The sequence below is a fragment of the Streptomyces sp. NRRL S-1022 genome (genome assembly GCF_000720135.1).
In the GTDB taxonomy this organism is placed as follows: domain Bacteria; phylum Actinomycetota; class Actinomycetes; order Streptomycetales; family Streptomycetaceae; genus Streptomyces.
The window spans coordinates 1-23,132 of record NZ_JOIU01000027.1; the positions used below are offsets into that span (position 1 = coordinate 1).

At 73.3% G+C, this 23,132-nt stretch carries 16 protein-coding genes; 10 read left to right on the forward strand and 6 right to left on the reverse strand.

The window, feature by feature from the left end:
- Nucleotides 1–1,860 precede the first annotated feature (1,860 nt).
- The 5 genes from IG05_RS0132365 (at nucleotide 1,861) to rbsD (ending at nucleotide 7,761) form a co-directional block, all read left to right on the forward strand.
- Nucleotides 1,861–2,922 (forward strand): LacI family DNA-binding transcriptional regulator, encoded by a 1,062-nt coding sequence (locus IG05_RS0132365; RefSeq protein WP_030347610.1) that lies wholly within the window; start codon nucleotides 1,861–1,863, stop codon nucleotides 2,920–2,922.
- Nucleotides 2,919–4,439: a sugar ABC transporter ATP-binding protein gene (locus tag IG05_RS0132370; RefSeq protein ID WP_030347611.1), complete on the forward strand. Its 1,521-nt coding sequence runs from the start codon at nucleotides 2,919–2,921 to the stop codon at nucleotides 4,437–4,439. Before IG05_RS0132365 ends, IG05_RS0132370 begins: the two co-directional genes overlap by 4 nt.
- Nucleotides 4,429–6,378, forward strand: coding sequence for a substrate-binding domain-containing protein (locus tag IG05_RS0132375; protein WP_030347612.1), 1,950 nt, complete (start codon nucleotides 4,429–4,431; stop codon nucleotides 6,376–6,378). The genes IG05_RS0132370 and IG05_RS0132375 overlap by 11 nt, the downstream gene beginning before the upstream one ends.
- A gap of 94 nt (nucleotides 6,379–6,472) precedes the next feature.
- On the forward strand, nucleotides 6,473–7,375 hold the full coding sequence (locus IG05_RS0132380; RefSeq protein ID WP_030347613.1) for a ribokinase: 903 nt from the start codon (nucleotides 6,473–6,475) through the stop codon (nucleotides 7,373–7,375).
- A complete protein-coding gene (gene rbsD / locus IG05_RS0132385) occupies nucleotides 7,372–7,761 on the forward strand; it encodes a D-ribose pyranase (protein WP_030347614.1) in 390 nt (129 codons plus the stop codon). The genes IG05_RS0132380 and rbsD overlap by 4 nt, the downstream gene beginning before the upstream one ends.
- 206 nt (nucleotides 7,762–7,967) lie before the next feature.
- Here rbsD and IG05_RS0132390 read toward each other — a convergent pair whose 3' ends face one another.
- The 3 genes from IG05_RS0132390 to IG05_RS0132400 are packed head-to-tail and all read right to left on the reverse strand — an operon-like array spanning nucleotide 7,968 to nucleotide 11,103.
- Nucleotides 7,968–8,768, reverse strand: coding sequence for a sugar phosphate isomerase/epimerase family protein (locus IG05_RS0132390; protein ID WP_051790524.1), 801 nt, complete (start codon nucleotides 8,766–8,768; stop codon nucleotides 7,968–7,970).
- A 32-nt stretch (nucleotides 8,769–8,800) separates the two neighbouring features.
- On the reverse strand, nucleotides 8,801–9,955 hold the full coding sequence (locus IG05_RS0132395) for a dihydrodipicolinate synthase family protein (protein WP_030347616.1): 1,155 nt from the start codon (nucleotides 9,953–9,955) through the stop codon (nucleotides 8,801–8,803).
- A complete protein-coding gene (locus IG05_RS0132400) occupies nucleotides 9,952–11,103 on the reverse strand; it encodes a Gfo/Idh/MocA family protein (RefSeq protein ID WP_030347617.1) in 1,152 nt (383 codons plus the stop codon). The genes IG05_RS0132395 and IG05_RS0132400 overlap by 4 nt, the downstream gene beginning before the upstream one ends.
- Nucleotides 11,104–11,314: 211 nt before the next feature.
- On the opposite strand from IG05_RS0132400, the gene IG05_RS0132405 reads away from it, so the two are divergent.
- From IG05_RS0132405 to IG05_RS0132425, 5 genes are all read left to right on the forward strand, one after another.
- The gene (locus IG05_RS0132405; RefSeq protein WP_030347618.1) at nucleotides 11,315–12,361 is read left to right on the forward strand and encodes a LacI family DNA-binding transcriptional regulator; all 1,047 of its coding nucleotides are present in this window, start codon (nucleotides 11,315–11,317) and stop codon (nucleotides 12,359–12,361) included.
- A 114-nt stretch (nucleotides 12,362–12,475) separates the two neighbouring features.
- On the forward strand, nucleotides 12,476–13,072 hold the full coding sequence (locus IG05_RS0132410; protein WP_030347619.1) for a dihydrofolate reductase family protein: 597 nt from the start codon (nucleotides 12,476–12,478) through the stop codon (nucleotides 13,070–13,072).
- A gap of 76 nt (nucleotides 13,073–13,148) precedes the next feature.
- Nucleotides 13,149–13,949, forward strand: a complete 801-nt coding sequence (locus IG05_RS0132415) for a sugar phosphate isomerase/epimerase family protein (RefSeq protein ID WP_030347620.1) — start codon at nucleotides 13,149–13,151, stop codon at nucleotides 13,947–13,949.
- A 100-nt stretch (nucleotides 13,950–14,049) separates the two neighbouring features.
- Nucleotides 14,050–15,291, forward strand: a complete 1,242-nt coding sequence (locus IG05_RS0132420) for an MFS transporter (RefSeq protein ID WP_030347621.1) — start codon at nucleotides 14,050–14,052, stop codon at nucleotides 15,289–15,291.
- A 172-nt stretch (nucleotides 15,292–15,463) separates the two neighbouring features.
- Entirely contained in the window at nucleotides 15,464–17,296 is a 1,833-nt protein-coding gene (locus tag IG05_RS0132425; RefSeq protein WP_030347622.1) for a glycoside hydrolase family 3 protein, read from the forward strand.
- 7 nt (nucleotides 17,297–17,303) lie between these two features.
- Here the strand turns inward: IG05_RS0132425 and IG05_RS0132430 are convergent, their stop codons facing one another.
- The 3 genes from IG05_RS0132430 to IG05_RS0132440 all read right to left on the reverse strand — a co-directional run bounded on the left by IG05_RS0132430 (nucleotide 17,304) and on the right by IG05_RS0132440 (nucleotide 23,067).
- Entirely contained in the window at nucleotides 17,304–18,719 is a 1,416-nt protein-coding gene (locus IG05_RS0132430) for a S28 family serine protease (protein ID WP_030347623.1), read from the reverse strand.
- A 115-nt stretch (nucleotides 18,720–18,834) separates the two neighbouring features.
- The gene (locus IG05_RS0132435) at nucleotides 18,835–19,242 is read right to left on the reverse strand and encodes a hypothetical protein (RefSeq protein ID WP_030347624.1); all 408 of its coding nucleotides are present in this window, start codon (nucleotides 19,240–19,242) and stop codon (nucleotides 18,835–18,837) included.
- Nucleotides 19,243–19,347: 105 nt separating this feature from the next.
- Nucleotides 19,348–23,067, reverse strand: coding sequence for an ABC transporter ATP-binding protein (locus IG05_RS0132440; protein WP_030347625.1), 3,720 nt, complete (start codon nucleotides 23,065–23,067; stop codon nucleotides 19,348–19,350).
- Nucleotides 23,068–23,132 lie beyond the last annotated feature (65 nt).

Below are 23,132 nucleotides of genomic sequence, written 5' to 3' on the forward strand. Positions count from 1 at the left end.
AGGACCGCCAGGAAATGACCCTCCGCATCCTGGAATGGCGGGGCATCCCGGTGTCCGACGCCGTCCGGGAGCGGGTGCTGGCCTGCACGGACCTCGGTCGACTGGAGGTCTGGGCCCAGCGCGCCGTCCACGCGGCCGAGGCGACGGAGTTGTTCACCGGCGAGTGAGCACGTGACCGTTGGGCCGCTCGCTTCTGGGCCAGTGTCGTGCTTCCGCGGTCCGCGTCAAGGGCGCTGCGCGTCGCCTTCGGCGATGGGCCTCCGGCCCACCCTTGACCCGGCCCACTCCAGCCCGGGCAAGAAGCGAGCGAGCGACCCGGAACAGCGGTGGCCCAGCCCGGCACCGGGCCCTCGGGTGAGCCAAACGGCGCCGTCGGCGGGGTGCGCGGTCGCGTCCCGCATGGACGCCGGGTGAGTTTGGCGGCTTACGGGTGAGTGGGGGGGGGTGGGTGCGCGGTCGCGCCTCGCCTGCACGCCGGGTGAGTTTGGCGGCTTACGGGTGAGTGGGGGGTGGGTGCGCGGTCGCGTCCCGCATGGACGCCGGGTGAGCTTGGCGGCTTACGCGTGGTGGGTGGCTGCGCGGTCGCGTCCCGCATGGACGCCGGGTGGCCTCGGCGACTTACGCATGGTGGGCGGATGCGCGGCCCCGCCTCGCCAGCACGCCGGGTGAGCTTGGCGGCTTGCGCATGGTGAGTGGCTGCGCGGCCCCGCCTCGCCAGCACGCCGGGTGAGCTTGGCGGCTTGCGGCCATGGCCTGCGGGTGAGCCGGGCGGCTGCGGTTCCTTCCGGTACGGGAACGGAGCCTGTCCGCTATCTCCCCGTCGTGATTGGCGGATTTGTGCCACGGGGTGGGAGGGAAGGGCAGGTCAGCGTGCGGAGGCCTCGACGGCTTGGCCCAAGTCCGCCAATCGCCGATCTCGTGTGGCGTGGGGGGCCCATGGGCCCGACGGGGTCGAGTCCCCCCATCGACCCCCGACGACGTTCGTGCGGGGCCAGGGGGCGCCTTGCCGACGGGCCGCTCGCCGCCAAGCTCACCCGGCGTGCACGCGAGGTGGGAGTGCGCCCCCTCACCTGGCCTCAAGCTGCCGAACCCACCCGACGTGCAGACGAGGCGCGACCGCGCACCACCCACTCACCGCAAGCCGCCGAACCCACCCCGCGTGCACGCGAGGTGAGAGTGCGCCCCCCTCACTGGACCGGGAGCCGCCGAACGCACCCGGCGTGCAGGCGAGGCGAGACCGCGCACCACCCACTCGCCGCGAGCCGCCAAGCTCACCCGGCGTGCACGCGAGGTGAGAGTGCACCCCCCTCACCGGGCCGCAAGCCGCCGAACGCACCCGGCGTGCAGGCGAGGCGCGTGTGCGTTCCTGCCGACGATGCGAACGCAGCCGGCGTGAGGGGGCGGTGGGCCTGAGCCGGCCACTTTCCCTGGGCTGCCCGCTCGCTTCCACCCCGTGCTGGAGCGGGCCGAGTCAAGGGTGGCCCGGAGGGCCATCGCCGGAGGCGACGCGCAGCGCCCTTTACTCGGCTCGCGGAAGCACGACACTGGCCGGAGAAGCGGGCGGCCCCACGGTCACGTGACAACTTCCTCGGCCTGACCAACGGAGGCGAACAGCTCCACTGCAACGGGGGCACTGGCGGCGAACGGCGGGGGCGTCGGGATCCGCTGCGGTGACCGGGGCGCCAAACACCGCCGCCGACGGTGATCCGTACCCCGCCCAGCACCCCCGTCCAGCCCCCGGTCACGATTGGGTTTCGGCCATCCTCCGCCTCTTGCCCAGCCCCCGTGTAATCGATTCCAATCCTTCCTGAGCCGAGGGATGTAATCGATTCCACGAGTCACGAGGAGGTGGCGCCGGCGATGGCGAGCATCAAGGATGTCGCCGCTGCGGCGGGGGTGTCCGTGGCGACCGTGTCGCGGGTGCTGAACGGGCATCCGTCCGTCAGCGCCGAGGCGCGGGCCCGGGTCATGGGGGCCGTGGCGGAGCTGGGGTACCGGCCCAATGCCGTCGCCCGGTCGCTGCGGACCGATCAGACGCACACCCTCGGTCTCGTGATCAGCGACGTGATGAATCCCTACTTCACCGAGCTGGCCCGCTCCGTCGAGGAGGAGGCCCGGGCGCTCGGGTACAGCGTGATCATCGGTAACGCCGACGAGCGGCCGGAGTTGCAGGACCACCACGTGCGCAACCTGCTCGACCGGCGGATCGACGGGCTGCTGGTGTCGCCCACCGACGGCGGGTCGCCGCTGATGCTCGACGCCGCCCGGGCCGGGACCCCCATGGTGTTCGTCGACCGGTGGATCCCGGGCGTCGACGTGCCGGTGGTGCGGGCCGACGGGCGTGCGGCCGTACGGGACCTCGTCGCCCATCTGCACGGGCTCGGGCACCGGCGGCTCGCCATCATCGCCGGGCCCGCCGCGACCACCACCGGCAGCGAGCGGGTCGAGGCCTTCCGGGCCGCCCTCGCCGAGTACGGGCTCGCCCTGCCGGACGCCTACACGGGGCAGGGCGACTTCCAGGCGGAGAGCGGGCGGCGGGTCACCGAGGGGTTCCTGGACCTGCCGGAGCCGCCCGAGGTCGTCTTCGCGGCCGACAACCTGATGGCGCTCGGCGCGCTGGACGCCGTACGCGCGCGGGGGCTGCGCGTGCCGGACGACATCGCGCTGGCCGCGTTCGACGACATCCCCTGGTTCGTGCACACCGATCCGCCGGTCACCGCGATCGCCCAGCCCACCGGTGAGCTGGGGCGGGCCGCCGTACACGCGCTGGTCGACCGGATCGAGGGGCGTGCCCCGCAGTCGGTGACGCTGCCCGCGCGGCTCGTCGTGCGCCGCTCGTGCGGAGCGGCCGCACCTCGGGACGCATTCCCCGCGCAGTCCCCCTCGCAGTCCCCCTCCCCAGTGCAAAGGAGCACGTCGTGAGCAACCCGGACGAGTCGCTGCGCATCGAGGGCATACGCAAGACCTTCCCCGGCGTGGTCGCGCTCGACGGCGTCGACTTCGACCTGCGCCGGGGTGAGGTCCATGTGCTGCTCGGTGAGAACGGCGCCGGCAAGAGCACGCTGATCAAGATGCTCTCCGGGGCCTACACCCCCGACGCCGGCCGGATCCTCGTAGACGGTGAGGAGGTGCGCATCCACGGTGCGCAGGACTCCGAGCGGCTCGGGATCGCCACCATCTACCAGGAGTTCAACCTGGTGCCCGATCTGACCGTCGCCGAGAACATCTTCCTGGGGCGGCAGCCGCGCCGCTTCGGGATGATCGACCGCAAGCGGATGGAGGCCGAGGCCGAAACGCTGCTGAAGCGGGTCGGGGTCCGCGTCTCGCCCCGCGCGCGGGTGCGGGAACTGGGGATCGCGCGGCTGCAGATGGTGGAGATCGCCAAGGCTCTCAGCCTCGACGCGCGCGTGCTCGTCATGGACGAGCCGACCGCCGTGCTCACCTCGGAGGAGGTGGAGAGGCTCTTCGCCATCGTGCGGTCGCTGCGCGCGGACGGCGTGGGGGTCGTGTTCATCACCCATCACCTGGAGGAGATCGCCGCCCTGGGCGACCGGGTCACCGTCATCCGGGACGGGCGGAGCGTGGGACAGGTGCCCGCCGCCACGCCGGAGGACGAGTTGGTGCGGCTGATGGTGGGGCGGTCCATCGAGCAGCAGTACCCGCGGCAGAGGCCGGAGAAGGGTGCCCCGCTGCTGTCCGTCGAGGGGCTCGGCCGGGACGGTGTCTTCCACGACGTGAGCTTCGAGGTGCACGCCGGCGAGGTCGTCGGCATCGCGGGCCTCGTGGGCGCCGGGCGGACGGAGGTGGTGCGGGCGGTGTTCGGCGCCGATCCGTACGACCACGGGGCCGTGCGGGTTGCGGGCACGCGGGTCAGGCGGCACGACGTGAACGCGGCGATGGCGGCCGGGATCGGGCTCGTACCGGAGGACCGCAAGGGCCAGGGGCTGGTGCTGGACGCCTCCGTCGAGGAGAACCTGGGGCTCGTCACGCTGCGGTCCGCCACCCGGGCGGGACTCGTCGACCGCAAGGCGCAGTCCGCCGCCGCGGAGCGGATCGCCGGGCAGCTGAAGGTGCGGATGGCGGGGCTCGGGCAGCGGGTCCGGACCCTGTCGGGCGGCAACCAGCAGAAGGTCGTCATCGGCAAGTGGCTGCTGGCCGACACCAAGGTGCTGATCCTGGACGAGCCGACGCGCGGTATCGACGTCGGCGCCAAGGTCGAGATCTACCAGCTGATCAACGAGCTGACGGCCGCCGGGGCCGCCGTCCTGATGATCTCCAGCGATCTGCCCGAGGTGCTCGGCATGAGCGACCGGGTGCTGGTGATGGCCCAGGGCCGGATCGCCGGTGAACTGGCCGCCGGCGAGGCCACGCAGGACGCGGTGATGTCCCTCGCCGTGAGCACCCCTACCACCGAACGGGAGGCCACCCGTGGCCACTGACACGCTCAAGAGCACGACGGGCGCGAGTGGCGCCCCGGGGGCCTTTCGCCGGCTGCTCCTCGACAACGGCGCGCTCACCGCGCTGATCGTCCTCGTCATCGCCCTGTCGGCGCTGTCCGGCGACTTCCTGACGACGGACAACCTGCTGAACATCGGCGTCCAGGCGGCGGTGACGGCGATCCTGGCCTTCGGTGTGACGTTCGTGATCGTCTCCGCGGGCATCGATCTGTCCGTGGGTTCGGTGGCCGCGCTGTCGGCGACGGTGCTGGCCTGGAGCGCGACCTCGCACGGGGTGCCGGTCGTGCTCGCGGTGCTGATGGCGGTCGCCACGGGTGTCGTCGCCGGCCTGGTGAACGGTTTCCTCATCGCCTACGGCAAGTTGCCGCCGTTCATCGCGACGCTGGCCATGCTCTCGGTGGGCCGCGGTCTGGCCCTGGTGATCTCGCAGGGCTCCCCCATCGCGTTCCCGGACTCGGTGTCCCACCTCGGGGACACCCTCGGTGGCTGGCTGCCGGTGCCGGTGCTGGTCATGGTGGTGATGGGGCTGCTCGCCGCGCTGGTGCTGGGGCGGACGTACATCGGCCGGTCCATGTACGCGATCGGCGGCAACGAGGAGGCCGCGCGGCTGTCGGGCCTGCGCGTGCACCGGCAGAAGCTCGCCATCTACGCCCTGTCCGGGCTGTTCGCCGCCGTCGCGGGCGTCGTGCTGGCCGCCCGGCTGTCCTCGGCGCAGCCGCAGGCCGCCGACGGCTACGAGCTGGACGCGATCGCCGCGGTCGTCATCGGCGGTGCCTCGCTGGCCGGCGGCACCGGCAAGGCGTCCGGCACGCTGATCGGCGCGCTGATCCTGGCGGTGCTCCGCAACGGCCTCAACCTGCTGTCGGTGTCGGCGTTCTGGCAGCAGGTCGTGATCGGCGTCGTGATCGCGCTGGCGGTGCTGCTGGACACCGTGCGCCGCAGGGCCGGGGCGACTCCGGTGGCGGCCGGTGCGGGCGGGCCGAAGGGCCGGCAGGCGGTGACGTACGGGCTGGCCGCCGTGGTCACGGTGGCCGTCGTCGGCGCCACCTCGTTCCTGCACGGCGGTTCCCCGTCGTCCGCGAACCCGAAGCTGGGCCTGTCGCTGTCCACGCTCAACAACCCGTTCTTCGTGCAGATCCGGTCGGGCGCCCAGGCCGAGGCGGAGAAGCTGGGGGTGGACCTGACCGTCACCGACGCCCAGAACGACGCCTCCCAGCAGGCCAACCAGTTGCAGAACTTCACCGGTTCCAAGCTGGACGGCATCATCGTCAACCCGGTGGACTCGGACGCGGCGGGCAACTCCGTCACGGCCGCCGGCAAGGCGGGGATCCCGGTCGTGGCCGTCGACCGCGGCGTCAACAAGGCGTCCGTGGACACCCTGGTGGCCTCGGACAACGTCGCCGGTGGCGAGCTGGCGGCGAAGACCCTCGCGGAGAAGCTGGGCGGCAGGGGGAAGATCGTCGTCCTCCAGGGCCAGGCCGGCACGTCGGCGGCGCGGGAACGGGCGGCGGGGTTCGCGCGGGGCCTCAGGGCCTACCCGGGCATCCGGGTGCTGGCCCAGCAGCCCGCCGACTTCGACCGCACCAAGGGCCTCGACGTGATGTCGAACCTGCTCCAGGCCCACCCGGACGTGCAGGGCGTCATCGCCGCCAACGACGAGATGGCCCTGGGCGCGGTCAAGGCGCTCGGCTCGAAGGCCGGCCGCTCGGTGCAGGTGGTCGGTTTCGACGGCACCCCGGACGGGCTGAAGGCGGTCGAGGGCGGCACGCTGTACGCGTCCGTCGCCCAGCAGCCCTCGCAGCTGGGCCGGATCGCCGTGGACAACGCCCTCAAGGCCATCCGGGGCGAGAAGGTGGAGCCGACGGTGAAGGTGCCGGTGAAGGTGGTCACGAAGGACGACGTGGCCGGCTTCAGCGGCTGACAACGGACGACCGGGCGGGCGGCCGTACCCAGGGGTGGCGTACACCTCGGGTGCCGGCCGTCCGCCCCGGGTCATCTCTCAGGGGAGTCAACTGATGTACGACTACGACCTTCTGGTCGTGGGCTCGGCCAACGCCGACCTGGTGATCGGTGTCGAGCGGCGGCCGGCCGCCGGCGAGACGGTGCTCGGCGGCGACCTGGCCGTGCACCCGGGCGGCAAGGGCGCCAACCAGGCGGTCGCCGCCGCCCGGCTGGGTGCCGGTACGGCGCTGCTGGCGCGGGTCGGCGACGACGGCCACGGCCGGCTGCTGCTCGACTCCCTGCGCGCGGCCGGGGTGGACACGGCGGGGGTGCTGGCGGGCGGGGCCCCGACGGGGGTCGCGCTGATCACCGTGGACCCCTCCGGTGACAACAGCATCGTGGTGTCGCCGGGCGCCAACTCCCGTCTGCTGCCCGCGGACGTGCGGGCGGCGACGGGCCTCCTCCACGCCTCCCGGGTGGTGTCGGCGCAGCTGGAGATCCCGCTGGAGACGGTCGTGGAGGTGGTGCGGAACCTGGCGCCGGGCAGCCGCTTCGTGCTGAACCCGTCCCCGCCGCGGGAGCTGCCCGCTGAGGTGCTGGCGGCCTGCGACCCGCTGATCGTGAACGAGCACGAGGCGCGGGTGCTCCTCGGTGCCGCCTGTGTGAGCGACGACCCGGCGGACTGGGCCCGGCTGCTGCTGGCCGGGGGGCCGCGCTCGGTGGTGGTGACGCTGGGCGCGCAGGGGGCGCTGGCGGGCGACGCCTCGGGGGTGACCCGGGTGCCGTCGGTGACGGTGGACGCGGTGGACACCACCGGTGCCGGGGACGCGTTCACGGCGGCGCTGGCCTGGAGGCTGGGCACGGGCGCGACCCTGGCGGAGGCGGCGGCGTACGCGGCCCGGGTCGGCGCGGCGGCCGTGACGAAGCGGGGCGCGCAGGAGTCGTACCCGACGGCGGCGGAGGTGGACGCGCTGTGAAGAAGGCGGGGATCCTCAACCGGCAGCTGGCCGGTGCGCTGGCCGGACTGGGCCACGGGCACGAGGTGCTGGTCTGCGACGCGGGCATGCCGACACCGGAGGGGCCCCGGGTCGTGGACCTGGCGTTCCGGGCCGGGGTCCCGTCGTTCGCCGAGGTGCTGGACGGTCTGCTGGCCGAGCTGGTGGTGGAGGGCGCCACGGCGGCGCGGGAGGTACGGGCGGCCAATCCGGCGGCGGCCGGGCTGCTGGCGGGCCGCCTCCCGAAGCTGGTGCTCGTCCCGCACGAGGAGTTGAAGGAGCGGGCGGCCGGGGCCCGGCTGATCGTCCGCACCGGGGAGGCCCGGCCGTACGCGAACGTGCTGCTGCGCTGCGGGGTGTTCTTCTAACCGGCCGCCGCGGACTTCCAGCCGGCCGCCGCGGACGTTTCGAGGGGGCGTGTCCGGGCCCGCGGGCCCGGACACGCCCCCTCGCTCTCCCCTCCCCGTCGGAACCCGCAACCCCCCCGGGTCCCCCGTGGTTCCGACGCCATGTACGACACCGCAGGCGGCGGAATGGTTGCACCCGTTTCCGCGGTTCTTCCCGCGCCGGCCCGCTAGCGGATCACGTGCTCCACGAACCGCTCCGCCGTCCGGGCGAGGACCTTCCGGCCGTCCTGGGCCCACAGGCCCTCGTTGAACAGCTCGACCTCGATGGGCCCGGTGTAGCCGGCGGCCTCCACGTATCCCTTCCACGCGCGCATGTCGATCGAGCCGTCGCCGATCTGGCCGCGGCCGTTGAGGACGCCCTCGGGCAGCGGGGTGGTCCAGTCGGCGAGCTGGAAGGTGTGGATGCGGCCGGCCGCGCCCGCGCGGGCGATCTGGGCGGGCGCCTGGTCGTCCCACCACACGTGGTACGTGTCCACGGCCACCCCGACCTGCTGCGCGGGAAAGCGTTCGGCGAGGTCCAGGGCCTGGGCGAGGGTGGAGACCACGCAGCGGTCGGCGGCGTACATGGGGTGCAGGGGCTCGATGGCGAGCCGTACCCCGCGTTCGGCCGCGTACGGGGCGAGGACCGCGAGGGCGTCCGCGATGCGCTCCCGGGCGCCGTGCAGGTCCTTGCTGCCCGCCGGGAGGCCGCCGGAGACGAGGACCAGGGTGTCCGTGCCGAGCGCGGCGGCCTCGTCGACGGCCGCGTGGTTGTCGGCCAGTGCCGCGGCCCGCCCGGCGGGGTCGGTCGCCGTGAGGAAGCCGCCCCGGCACAGCGTGGTCACCGTCAGGCCGGCGTCGCGGACCAGCCTGGCGGTCGCCGCCAGGCCGTACGCCCGGACCGGTTCCCGCCACAGGCCGACCTGGCCGATGCCCAGGGCGGTGCAGGCGTCGGCCAGTTCGGGCAGGGACAGCTGCCGGACCGTCATCTGGTTGACGGAGAAACGCGCGAGGTCCTGGCTCACCGGCCCACCCCGTACACGCTCAGCAGGTTCCCCATGCGCTCCTCCGCCAGCTCGGGGTCCGGGAACAGGCCGAGCGTGTCGGCGAGTTCGTAGGCGCGGGCCAGGTGCGGCAGGGAGCGCGCCGACTGGAGGCCGCCGACCATGGTGAAGTGGTCCTGGTGGCCGGCGAGCCAGGCGAGCAGGACCACACCCGTCTTGTAGAAGCGGGTGGGGGCCTGGAAGAGGTGGCGGGACAACTCCACGCTCGGGTCGAGGAGTTCGCGGAAGCCCTGGACGTCCCCGGTGTCCAGGACGCGTACCGCCCGTGCCGCGAGCGGGCCCAGCGGGTCGAAGACACCGAGCAGGGCGTGGCTGAAGCCCTGGTCGTCGCCCGCGATCAGCTCCGGGTAGTGGAAGTCGTCGCCCGTGTAGCAGCGCACCCCCTGGGGCAGCCGCCGTCTGAGGTCGATCTCGCGCTGCGCGTCCAGCAGGGAGATCTTGACGCCGTCGACCTTGTCGGGGTGGGCGGCGACGACCTCCAGGAAGGTCTCGGTGGCCGCGTCCAGGCCGGCCGAGCCCCAGTAGCCCTCCAGGGCCGGGTCGAACATCGGGCCCAGCCAGTGCAGGATCACCGGTTCGGCGGCCTGGCGCAGGAGGTGGCCGTAGACCTCCTGGTAGTCCTCGGGGCCCCGGGCCGCCGCCGCCAGGGCGCGGGACGCCATGAGGACGACCCGGGCGCCGGCCTCCTCGACGACCGCGAGCTGCTCCTCGTAGGCCGCGCGGACCTCGTCGATGGTCGCCGGGCCGGTCAGCTGGTCGGTGCCGGCACCGCAGGCGATCAGGCCGCCGACCGCCGCGGCCTCGGCGGCGCTGCGCCGGATCAGCTCGGCCGCCCCCGCCCAGTCCAGGCCCATCCCGCGCTGGGCGGTGTCCATGGCCTCGGCGACACCGAGCCCGTGGGACCACAGGTGGCGGCGGAAGGCGAGGGTGGCGTCCCAGTCGACGGCGGCCGGCGCGTCCGGGGAGACGTCGGCGTACGGGTCGGCGACGACGTGGGCCGCGGAGAAGACCGTACGGGAGGTGAAGGGGGTGCCGGCGGGGAAGGCCGGCGGCTCGGTGCGGGGTTCGTAGGCGCGCAGGGTGCCGTCCGCCGCGGGAAGGTGGAGGGTCACAGGGCGATCTCCGGTACGTCGATGCGGCGGCCCTTGGCGGAGGACCTCAGGCCCAGCTCGGCGAGCTGCACGCCGCGGGCGCCGGCCAGCAGGTCCCAGTGGTAGGGGGCGTCGGTGTACACGTGCTTGAGGAACAGCTCCCACTGGGCCTTGAAGCCGTTGTCGAACTCGGTGTTGTCGGGCACCTGCTGCCACTGGTCGCGGAAGACCTCGGTGGCGGGGACGTCCGGGTTCCACACGGGTTTGGGGGTGGCGCTGCGGTGCTGGACGCGGCAGTCGCGCAGGCCCGCGACGGCCGAGCCCTCGGTGCCGTCGACCTGGAACTCCACGAGTTCGTCGCGGTGGACGCGGACCGCCCACGAGGAGTTGATCTGGGCGATGGCGCCGCCCTCCAGCTCGAAGACGCCGTAGGCGGCGTCGTCGGCGGTGGCGTCGTAGGGCTTGCCCTGTTCGTCCCAGCGCTGCGGGATGTGAGTGGTGGCGAGGGCCTGGACGGACTTCACGCGGCCGAACAGCTCGTGCAGGACGTACTCCCAGTGCGGGAACATGTCGACGACGATGCCGCCGCCGTCCTCGGCCCGGTAGTTCCAGGAGGGGCGCTGGGCGGGCTGCCAGTCGCCCTCGAAGACCCAGTAGCCGAACTCGCCGCGCACGGAGAGGATCCGGCCGAAGAAGCCGCCGTCGATGAGCCGCTTCAGCTTCAGCAGGCCCGGCAGGAAGATCTTGTCCTGGACGACTCCGTGCTTGACGCCCTTGTCGTGGGCGAGGCGGGCGAGGGCGAGGGCGCCGTCCAGGCCGGTGGCGGTGGGCTTCTCGGTGTAGACGTGCTTGCCGGCCGCGATCGCCTTGGTGAGGGCCTCCTCGCGGGCGGAGGTGACCTGGGCGTCGAAGTAGACGTCGACGTCCGGGTCGGCGAGGACGGCGTCCAGGTCGGTGGAGACGTGGTCGAGTCCGTGCCGCTCGGCGATCTCGCGCAGGGCGTGTTCGCGGCGGCCGAGCAGGATGGGTTCGGGCCAGAGCACGGTGCCGTCGCCGAGGTCGAGGCCGCCCTGTTCGCGCAGGGCGAGGATCGACCGGACGAGGTGCTGGCGGTAGCCCATGCGCCCGGTCACGCCGTTCATGGCGATACGCACCGTCTTACGTGTCACGTGAGTCCCCTTCGCGGGCCGGTTTAGCAAGCGCTTTCTATCGAGGAGAAGCTAGCCTCTGGACGTGGTCTGTACAAGACCGTGTCCCCTTCGAGTTGTTCGAGGGGGCGAACAACCGGGGGCCGTGGCCTTAAGGTCTGCTCGGAACCACGACGTGTGCCTGGCTGTCTACGTGGGCGTACGACATGACGCGTGACCGGAGGACGACGAGATGACGGTGACCCTGGCGGACGTGGCGGCCCGCGCCCAGGTCTCCCCCGCGACGGTGTCGCGCGTGCTGAACGGCAACTACCCGGTCGCCGCGTCCACGCGCGAACGGGTGCTGCGGGCGGTGGACGAGCTGGACTACGTCCTCAACGGCCCCGCCAGCGCGCTCGCCGCGGCCACCTCCGACCTGGTCGGCATCCTCGTCAACGACATCGCAGACCCGTTCTTCGGGATCATGGCGAGCGCGATCCAGGCCGAGATCGGCGGGCCGGGCGGTCGCGCGGGGGGCGAGCGCCTGGCGGTCGTCTGCAACACCGGCGGCTCCCCCGAGCGGGAACTGACCTACCTCACCCTGCTCCAGCGGCAGCGGGCCGCGGCCGTGGTGCTGACCGGCGGGGCCGTGGAGGACGCGCCGCACGCGGCTGCGGTCGCCGGAAAACTGCGCAAGCTGGCGGAGGCCGGGACCCGGGTGGTGCTGTGCGGGCGCCCGCCGGCCCCCGACACCCAGGCCGTGGCGCTCACCTTCGACAACCGGGGCGGCGCCCGCGCGCTGACCGACCACCTCATCGGCCTCGGCCACCGCCGGCTCGGCTACATCGCGGGCCCCGAGGAACGCACCACCACCCGGCACCGGCTGGAGGGCCACCGCGCCGCGCTCACGGCGGCGGGCATCGAGGACGACCCGCGCCGGACGGTGCACGGCCGCTACGACCGCCGGTCCGGTTACGAGGCAACGCTGGAGCTGCTGCGCCGCGACCCCTCCCTGACGGCGATCGTCGCCGCGAACGACTCCGTCGCACTCGGCGCCTGCGCGGCCCTGCGCGAGTCCGGCCTGCGCATCCCCGGGGACGTCTCGGTGGCCGGCTTCGACGACCTGCCCTTCAGCATCGACGCGGTGCCGTCCCTCACGACGGTCCGGCTGCCGCTGTCGGAGGCGGGGGCGCGGGCCGGACGCATCGCGATGGGCCGGGAGGAGCCGCCGCCCGGGGGGATCGCCTCGGTGCGGGGGGAGTTGATGGTGCGGGGGTCCTCCGGGGTTCCGCGGGAGTAGGGGTGCGGGGTGCCGGAGCGGCGCCGCCGATATTTCCGGACGGCACCGATGACTTCTCGCGCCGCCGGCCGTCTACATCGTCGTAAGCAACGGAAAACCTCCGAGGAGCCACCCATGCGTGTCGTCGTCACCGAGTTCATCAGCCTCGACGGAGTCGTCCAGGCGCCGGGCGGCCCGGAGGAGGACACCGACGGGGGGTTCGCGCACGGGGGCTGGTCGCATCCCTTCTTCGACCCGGAGGTGCTCGGCGGGGCGTTCGCCGCGGGGCTGGAGCGGGCGGAGGCGCTGCTGTACGGGCGGCGGACGTATCTGACCATGGCCGCCGCGTGGCCCGGGCGGGCGGGCGACCCCTTCGCCGACCGGCTCAACTCGATGCGCAAGTACGTCGTCTCCGACACCCTCGGGGACGAGGAGCTGAGCTGGGAGAACACCGAGCGGGTCCCGGGTGCGCAGGCTCTGGGGAAGGTGCGGGAGCTGCGGGCCGCCGAGGGCGGGGACCTGGCGATGATGGGCAGCCCCACGCTGGTGCGGGCGCTGATCGGGGCCGGGCTGGTGGACGAGTTGCAGCTCGCGGTCATGCCGGTGCTGCTCGGCGGCGGCAAGTCCGTCTTCCCGGCGGACGGGGGCAAGCGGTCCTGGGAGCTGGTGTCGTCGACCACCGCGAAGACGGGGGCCCAGCTGAACGTGTACCGGCCGGCCGGCGACGCGTAGGCGGGAGGCGGGCGCCGCCGCCGGAGGGCGGGGCACGGCTGGGGTGAGGGCGTGGGAGCGAGTAGGGTCCGTGACCATGAAGCTGGCGTTCTCCACTCTCGGTGTCCCCGGCCTCCCCGTCCGGGAGGTCCTCGCGCTCGCGACCACCCACGGCTACCACGGCGTCGAACTGCGCGCCCACCCGGAGGAGCCGGTGCACCCGGGCCTGGCGCCCGCCGAACGCGCCGAGACCGCGGCCCTGTTCCGGAGCGCGGGCGTCGAGGCGCTCGGCATCGCGGGGTACGCGCGTCTTGCCGCCCCGGGCGACGACGCGCCGGTCCTGGCGGAGATCCGGGACCTGCTCCGGCTGGCCCACGACCTGGGCGCGCCCTTCGTCCGGGTCCTCCCCGGCGCCGATCCGGACCGGCCCCGCGAGGAGTCCGACGCGATCGCCGCCCGGCGGCTCGGCACCGCCGCCGAGGACGCCTCCGCGCTGGGCGTGCGGATCCTGCTGGAGACCCACGACTCGCACCGCACGGGCGCCGACGTGATCCGGATCCTCGGCCCGGTCGGGCACCGGCAGGCGGGCGCGCTGTGGGACGTGATGCACACGTGGCTGGGCGGCGAGCAGCCGTCGGAGACGTACGCGGCGCTCGCCCCGCACCTGGGCTACGTCCAGGTCAAGGACATCGCCTCCGCCGAGGACACCACCCCGCTGCCGCTCGGCACGGGGGTGCTGCCGCTCACCGAGTGCGTGGACGTGCTGTCCCGGCAGGGCTGGGACGGCTGGCTGTGCTGGGAGTACGAGAAGCGCTGGTACGAGGGCGCCGCTCCGCTCCCGGAACTGCTCGGCGCCGGCCGGGAGCATCTGGCGCGGCTGCTGGGCGAGGCGGCCTGACCCGGGGTCCGGTACGGAGAAAACGGCTGGCGGGCGCCCGGGCCCGCGGTTAGCCTCCCCCGGTGATCCAGCTATCGGGGCCGTGCGCCCGCTTCCGCTCGTGAGCCTCACCCGCTCGCTGATGGACGTACGGCCGCTGCGCACCTCCCCCGTCTTCCGGCGGCTGCTGATCGGGCGGACGGTGTCCGTGCTCGGCGGGTTCATGACCATGGTGACGGTCATGTACCAGGTCTGGGACATGACCCGCAGCACCGCCTGGACCGGTGCGGTGGGTCTGGCGCAGGCGCTGCCGCTGGTGGTGTTCGGGCTGTTCGCCGGGGCCTGGGCGGACCGGGCCGACCGGCGCCGGCTCTTCCTCGCCGCGACCGTCGGCCAGGCGGTCTGCTCGCTGCTGCTGGCCGTGCAGGGCTTCACCGGGCACGTGCCGGTGGCGGTCGTCCTGCTGCTCGTCGCCGTGCAGTCCGCCTTCGGCGCGCTCGGCGCCCCGGCCGCCGGGGTCTTCGTACCGCGGCTGCTGCCCAAGGAGCAGGTGGCCGCCGGGCTGGCGCTGCAGCAGGTCACGGGCCAGTCGATGATGCTGCTCGGTCCGGCGCTGGCCGGGCTGCTGCTGGGCTGGTTCGGCATCGGCGTCTGCTATCTGCTGGACGCCCTCAGCTTCGGCCTCGCCTTCCACGGCGCCCGCGGGCTGCCCGCGCTGCCGCCGCAGGGCGAGCCCTCGCGGGGCGGGGTGCACGGGGTGCTGGACGGGCTGCGGTTCCTGGCCGGGCACCGGGTGGTGCGGGGCGCGCTGGTCACCGACCTCGCCGCGACCGTGCTCTCGTTCCCGGTGAGCCTGTTCCCGCTGGTCAACGCCGAGCGGTTCGGCGGCGATCCGCGCACCCTGGGCCTGTTCCTGTCGGCGCTGGCGGTGGGCGGTGTCACGGCGACCGCGCTGTCCGGCCCGCTGACCCGGCTCGCCCGGCCGGGCCCGGTGATGCTGTGCGCGTCCGCCACCTGGGGCGCGGCGCTGGTCCTGTTCGGCCTGGCCGGCAGCCCCTGGCTGGGTCTGGCCCTGCTCGCGCTGGCCGGTGCGGCGGACGCCACGGCGGTGGTCTCCCGCTCCACGATCGTGCAGACCCGCACCCCGGACGCGCTGCTCGGCCGGGTCACGGCGGCCGAGCAGATCGTCGGGCAGGCGGGCCCGAGCCTCGGCAACGTGCGCGGCGGCCTGCTGGCCGGCTGGACCTCGGGCACGACCGCCCTGCTCAGCGGCGGTCTGCTGTGCGTCCTGGCGGTGGCGGCGGTCGCCACGACGACCCCGGAACTGCGCGACCGGACTGCCGGGGTGCCGGACGAGGCGTGAGGGGGGCGCCGGGACGCGGTCCCGGCTGACCAGGGGCCGGACGCGCCCCGGGAATGCGCGGTCGGCGGCCCCTTCCTGGTTACTGTGCATTCCCTTGACGGAAAGAAACTTCCCGGATATTGGTGACTCCTCGGAAGTTTCCTTCAGCGGTTCTCCTCTGGAAGGAGCGCACGTGCACGACACCAGCACGGGAAGCACGGGAAGCACCGCACGGCCGTCCAGACGCGCCGTCCTCACCGCCACCGCGGGCCTCACCGCCGCGCTGACCGTACCGGCGACCGCCCACGCCGCCACCCCGGGCGACCGCCGGCTGCGCGCCCTGATCTCCCGCATGACCCTGGAGGAGAAGGTCGGCCAGCTCTTCGTGATGCGGGTCTACGGCCACTCCGCCACCGCCCCCGACCAGGCCGACATCGACGCCAACCTCAAGGAGATCGGCGTCCGCACCGCCGCCGAGCTGATCGCGAAGTACCGCGTCGGCGGCATCATCTACTTCACCTGGGCGCACAACACCCGTGACCCGCACCAGATCGCGGACCTGTCCAACGGCATCCAGCGGGCCTCGCTGGACCAGCCGCGCGGTCTGCCGGTCCTCATCGCCACCGACCAGGAGCACGGGGCCGTCTGCCGGGTCGGCAAGCCCGCCACGCTCTTCCCCGGCGCCATGGCGATCGGCGCGGGCGGCTCCCGCTCCGACGCGCGCACCCTGGGCCGGATCTCGGGTGCCGAGCTGCGCGCGATGGGCATCAACCAGGACTACTCCCCCGACGCCGACGTGAACGTCAACCCGGCCAACCCGGTCATCGGCGTCCGCTCCTTCGGCGCCGACCCGGACGCGGTCGCCGAGCTGGTCGCCGCCGAGGTGAGGGGCTACCAGTCGGCCGGGGTCGCGGCGACCGCCAAGCACTTCCCGGGCCACGGGGACACCGCCGTCGACAGCCACTACGGCTTCCCGGTCATCACGCACAGCCGGGAGCTGTGGGAGGAGCTGGACGCGGTGCCGTTCCGGGCCGCGGTCCGGGCGGGCATCGACTCGGTGATGACCGCGCACATCCAGTTCCCGGCGCTGGACGGCTCCGGCGACCCGGCGACCCTGTCGCAGCCGATCGTCACCGGCATCCTGCGCGGGGAACTCGGGTACGACGGGGTCGTGATCACCGACTCCCTCGGCATGCAGGGCGTGCGCACCAAGTACGGCGACGACCGGGTGCCGGTGCTCGCCCTCAAGGCCGGTGTGGACCAGCTGCTCAACCCGCCGTCGCTGGACGTGGCCTGGAACGCGGTGCTGACGGCCGTGCGGGAGGGCGAGCTGACCGAGGCCCGGCTGGACGAATCGATCCTGCGGATCCTGCGGCTGAAGGACCGGCGCGGGCTCCTCGACGACCCCTGGGCCGACCCGGCGGGCGTCGACGGCACGGTGGGCACCGAGGCCCACCTCGCCAGGGCCGGCCGCATCGCCGAACGCACCACCACCCTGCTCGTCAACGAGGCCGGCACGCTGCCCCTGGACCGCCGCCGGCAGCGCAGGCTCCTGGTCGTCGGCGCCGACCCCGCCTCCCCGTCCGGCACCACCGGCCCGCCCACCGGCGTCCTGGCCGCCGCCCTCACCGAACTGGGCTTCACCGCCACGGCCCTGTCCACCGGCACCGCCCCCTCCGCGGCGGCCGTCGACAAGGCGGTCGCGGCCGCCCGGGACGCGGACGCGGTGGTCGTGGCCACCTACAACGTGACCGCCTCCAGCACCCAGCGCACCCTGGTGGAGCGCCTGCTGGGCACCGGCAGGCCGGTGGTCGCGGTGGCCGTCCGCAACCCGTACGACGTCGCCCAGCTGCCGTCCGTCCCGGCCTTCCTGGCCGCCTACTGCTGGACGGACGTCGAACTGCGCGCCGCCGCACGGGTGATCGCCGGCCGGGTACGACCCCGCGGGAAGCTCCCGGTGCCGGTCCAGCGGCCGGACGACCCGAGCCGGGTGCTGTACCCGATCGGGTACGGGCTGACGTACTAGCCGGCGGTCACGGGCGCGGCGCGGGCTCCCGTTCCGCGTTCCGGGCGTCCAGTTTCGCGTCGTACCGGGCCAGCGGCTTCGCCTGGGACACGGTGGACGGGGGCAGTCCCGCCCAGTCCAGGATGCGGGCCGTGGCGAGGCTCTTCTGGTCCGCGACCAGGCCCGCCACGTTCGCGCCGTGGTTCATGCCGGGGGCCGTGAAGACGTAGGAGTCGCGGGCGCCCGCGCCGGGGCGGAAGCGTTCCGAGCCCCAGGGGTCGTTCTGGCCGTAGACGAAGAGCATGTGGTGCGCGTGGTGGCGGACCCACGTGTCCACGTCCCGCATCGCCTGCGGATGGAAGCGCATCGGGATGGAGCGGGGCACGAAGTTGCGCGGCGGCTGGTAGCCGTACCGGATCAGGCGCTTGTCGATGTGCGGGAAGTGGATGGTCGGCGCGCCCAGTTGGGTGCCGGCCTGGTAGTAGTACGGCGTGAACGTCTCCAGGCCCTGGTCGGTGTAGGCGGAGAAGCCGGAGATGGTGTCGACCGAGTTCCAGATCTCCTCGTCGGTCGCGGTGGCCGCGTTCGCAGGGACGGTGTCGCAGTCCTTGAGGAGGCTGTACTGCCAGAAGCCCCAGACGTAGTCCAGGACGACCGCCTCGTAGGCCTTGTCCAGACTGCCGATGGTGGCGAAGGTGTAGCCCTTCTCCGCCGCGTACGCCGCGTACTTCTTCTCCAGCGGCTCGCGGCGCACCAGCGCCTCCCGCTGGACGGCGTTCAGCCGGTCCCGGCACTCCTTGGTGCCGACCCGCTCGAAGAAGCGGTCGTACGCCGAGTCCTCGTCGTTCACGACGTCGTCGGGGGCGACGTAGGCCACCACGCCGTCCATGTCACGCGGGTAGAAGCGCTCGTAGTAGGTGGCCGTCATGCCGCCCTTGGAGCCGCCGGTGGCCAGCCAGTTGGCGGAGTAGACCGGCTTCAGGGCCTCGTACACGCGGTGCTGGTCGCTCGCCGCCTGCCAGATGTCCAGCTTGGACCAGTCGGCCGGGTCGGGGCGGGACGGGGTGAAGAAGCGGTACTCCAGGGAGACCTGGTTGCCGTCCACGATCTGGGTGGGCTCGCGGCGCGAGGGGGTGGTGGAGACGTTGTAGCCGCTGGTGTAGAAGACCGTCGGGCGGGCCATGTCCCGGTGCAGCACGGTGATGCGCTGCTGGAAGGTGCCCCGGTCCGGGTGGCGGTGGTCGATCGGCTGGGTGAAGTTCAGGACGAAGTAGCGGTAGCCGGGGTACGGCTTCTCCTGGACGAGGCTCATGCCGGGTATCGACAGGAGCCGGTCCTTGATGTCGGTGGGCTCGGGCTCGGCGGCGGTGGCCGCGCCGGCCGCCGTGCTCAGCGTGCCTATGAAGACCGTGAGCGCCAGCAGCCATCTGAGCGCCTTGCGCATGCGCACTCTCCCCTTGTGAGACAGATGTGCGCCGGAAGTTATCCCAGCGACTTGCCTCACACCAGGGGGTGTTGAGTGCCCGTCAGCGAAAAGCCCGGTTCAGCGGTTCAGCGGTTCAGCACAGGATCCAGCCGGAGCTGGCCGAGTACCGGCCCACCGTGCCCTTGATCCAGACGCAGCGGTGGCCGGCGTGCACGGTCACCGGGCCGGCGTGGTACCGGTAGCGGCCCTGGTCGACGACGGGCCGGTTGCCGCGGGCCTGCACGCTGACCGACATGGTCCGGGCGGAGCCGGGGTCTCTGGCCACGGTGACGGCACAGACGTAGCCGTTGCGCTGGTAGACGTGGGTGACCCCGGTCTTGAACGGCAGGGTCTTCACCTCGCGTCCGGCGCAGGTGCCGCCCGGTCCCGCAGCCTGCGCGGCCCCCGTCGCCGTGAGCGTGAGCGCCCCCGACGCGGCCAGCACGGCCGCGCCGAGCGCCAGTCGCCTGCGCAGCCGTCGGACTGTCGCACCACTGTCCACTGTCGTCCTCCCCGTAATCGCACACACTCCCTAGTGCCCGTACTGATGTACGGACGCATAGGTGTGTCGGATGGTTGCACGACCGTCAGCGATCGGCCACGGGTCTCATCGGGACGCGCCGACCGGCTCCTCCGGCTCGGACCGGCCGACGAAGGTCCGCCACAGCTCGGCGTACCGGCCGCCGCGGGCCAGCAGCTCCTCGTGGGTGCCGTCCTCCGCGACCCGGCCGCGGTCCATCACCACCACCCGGTCCGCGCGGGCCGCGGTGGTGAGCCGGTGCGCGACGACCAGCGTCGTACGGCGGCCCGCCAGCCGGTCGGTGGCCTGGTTGACCTGGGCCTCGGTGGCCAGGTCCAGGGCGGCCGTGGCCTCGTCCAGCAGCAGGATGTCCGGGTCGACCAGTTCGGCGCGGGCCAGCGCGATGAGCTGGCGCTGGCCGGCGGAGAGGTTGCGGCCGCGCTCGGCGACCTCGTGCAGATAGCCGCCCTCCAGGGTGGCGATCATCTCGTGCGCACCGACCGCGCGGGCCGCCGCCTCCACCTCGGCGTCGGTGGCGTCGGGGCGGCCGTAGGCGATGGCGTCGCGGATGGTGCCCGGGAAGAGGTACGCCTCCTGCGGCACGACCCCGAGCCGGTGCCGGTAGGCGGTGAGGTCCAGGGCGCGCAGGTCCGTGCCGTCGACCGTGACCCGCCCGGCGGTCGGGTCGTAGAACCGCGCGACCAGCTTGACCAGGGTCGACTTGCCGGCGCCTGTCTCGCCGACGAACGCGACCGTCTGCCCGGCCGGCACCGTCAGGTCGATGCCGGACAGCGCCTCCTCCTCGTCGCCGTACGCGAAGTGCACCCCCTCGAAGGCGATGTCACCGCGCAGGGACAGCACGTCGAGGGGTTCGGCGGCGGACCGCGTGGACGTCGGCTCCCGCAGCAGCTCCTGGATGCGGCCCAGCGAGACGGTGGCCTGCTGGTAGCCGTCGAAGACCTGGGAGAGCTGCTGGACCGGCGCGAAGAACAGGTCGATGTAGAGCAGGTACGCCACCAGGGCGCCCGTCGTCAGCGTGGCCGCCTCCACCCGGCCCGCGCCCGCGATCAGCACGGCCGCGGCGGCGACCGAGGACAGCAGCTGCACGAACGGGAAGTAGACCGATATCAGCCACTGGCCGCGGATGCGGGCGCGCCGGTAGGAGTCGCTGCGCTCGGCGAACCGGTGCCCGCCGTCCCGCTCCCGCCGGAAGGCCTGCACGATCCGCAGCCCGGCCACGGTCTCCTGGAGGTCGGCGTTCACCGTGGAGACCCGCTCGCGGGCGAGTTCGTACGCCTTCACGCTCGCCCGGCGGAAGAAGAAGGTGGCCACGAACAGCGGGGGCAGGGTCGCGAAGACGACCAGCGCGAGCTGGAGGTCGAGCACCAGCAGGGCGACCATGATCCCGAAGAAGGTGACGACCGACACGAACGCGGTGACCAGGCCGGTCTGGAGGAACGAGGAGAGTGCGTCGACGTCCGTCGTCATCCGGGTCATGATCCGGCCGGTCAGCTCGCGCTCGTAGTAGTCCAGGCCGAGCCGCTGGAGCTGCGCGAAGATCTTCAGCCGCAGCGTGTACAGCACGCGCTCGCCGGTACGGCCCGTCAGCCGGGTCTCGCCGGTCTGCGCGGCCCACTGCACCAGCACGGTCAGCAGGGCGAGCAGGGCGGCCGCCCACACCGCGCCGATCGCCGCCTTGGTCACGCCCGAGTCGATGCCGTGCCGGATCAGCACCGGCAGCAGCAGGCCGGCGCCCGCGTCCACGGCGACCAGCAGCAGGCTGACCAGCAGGGGCAGCCCGAAGCCGCGCAGCAGGCGGCGCAGGCCGTAGGAGTCCTCGGGCAGGACCGCGCGGCCCTCGTCGATGTCCGGGGTGTCGGTGGCGGGGGGCAGCGCCTCCACCTGGGCGAGCAGCTCCGGGGTGGCCGGGGTGCCGGACAGGGCCGTGTCCTTGGGTTCGCGGTCGCCGGTCCACAGCCGGGGGGTCACCCCGCGCTCGGCGTCGAACTCGGCGTCCAGCTCGTCCCGGACGGAGGTGTCCTCGCGCGGCTCGGCCGGGAGGGCGTGGCCCGGGGAGACCCCGCCCAGCTCGTCGGGGTCGGTGAGCAGCCGGCGGTAGAGGGCCGAGCGCTCCTGGAGCTCCTCGTGGGTGCCGAGGTCGGCGAGCCGGCCGCCGTCGAGGACCGCGATGCGGTCGGCGAGGTTCAGGGTGGAGCGGCGGTGGGCGATGAGCAGGGTCGTACGGCCCCGCATCACGTGTCCCAGGGCCTCGTGGATCTCGTGCTCGACCCGGGCGTCCACGGCCGAGGTGGCGTCGTCCAGGACCAGCAGGCGGGGGTCGGTGAGCAGGGCGCGGGCGAGGGCGACGCGCTGGCGCTGGCCGCCGGAGAGGGTCAGGCCCTGCTCGCCGACCTTGGTGTCGTAGCCGTCGGGCAGCTCCCTGATGAAACGGTCCGCCTGGGCGGCGCGGGCGGCGGCCTCGATCTCCTCCTGGGTGGCGTCCGGGCGGCCGTAGGCGATGTTGCTGCGGACGGTGTCGGAGAAGAGGAACGAATCTTCAGGGACCAGGCCGATCGCGGCCCGCAGTGAGTCCAGGGTCAGCTCGCGCACGTCGTGGCCGCCGATGAGGACGGCGCCGTGGTTGACGTCGTAGAAGCGCGGCAGGAGCAGGGAGAGGGTGGACTTGCCGGAGCCGGAGGAGCCGACGACGGCGAGGGTCTCGCCGGGCCGTATCTCGAAGCTCAGCCCGTCCAGCACCGGACGCTCGTGGTCGTAGCCGAAGGACACGTCGTCGAACTCGACGGTCGCGGGCGCGTCGGCGGGCAGCTCCTTGGTGCCGTCCTTCAGCGTGGGCTCGGTGTCGATCAGCTCCAGGACCCGCTCGGTGCCGGCCCGGGCCTGCTGGCCGACCGTGAGGACCATCGCGAGCATGCGGACCGGGCCGACCAGCTGGGCCAGGTAGGTGGAGAAGGCGACGAAGGTGCCCAGCGTGATGTGACCACGTACGGCCAGCCAGCCGCCGAGGGCCAGCATGGCGACCTGGCCGAGCGCGGGCACGGCCTGGAGGGCCGGGGTGTACCTGCTGTTCAGGCGGATCGTGCGCAGGCGGCCCGCGAACAGCCGGCGGCCGACCTCGCGCAGCTTGCCGGTCTCCTGGTCCTCCTGCCCGAAGCCCTTCACCACGCGGACACCGCTCACCGCGCCGTCGACCACGCCGGCCACGGCGGCGGCCTGTGCCTGGGCGTACCAGGTGGCGGGGTGCAGTTTGCTGCGGCTGCGGCGGGCGATCCAGGCGAGGGCGGGCGCGACGGCCAGGGCGACCAGGGTCAGCGGCAGCGACAGCCACCCCATGATCACCAGGGAGATCAGGAAGAGCAAGACGTTCCCGATGGTCATCGGGAGCATGAAGAGCAGGCCCTGGATGAGCTGGAGGTCGCTGGTGGCGCGGCCGACGACCTGCCCGGTGGACAGCTCGTCCTGGCGGCGGCCGTCGAGCCGGGTGATCGTGCCGTACATCTCGGTCCGCAGGTCGTGCTGGACGTCCAGGGCGAGCCGGCCGCCGTAGAAGCGGCGGATGTAGGTGAGGGCGTAGACGAGGAGGGCCGCGCCGACGAGGGCACCGGCCCAGGGAGCCATGGCGCGCGTGCGGGCGCCGATCACGTCGTCGATGATCACCTTGGTGATCAGCGGGACGACGGCCAGCACGGCCATGCCGGCGAGGGACGAGCCGAGGGCCAGGACGACGTCCTTCGGATACCGCCAGGCGTACCCCGCCAGGCGTCGTGCCCATCCCCGTTGCGCTGCCACGCCGGTGCCTTCCGTCAGACCTGCTCTTCCGGAAGACACCAACGTCGCAACAAGCGGATTTCATC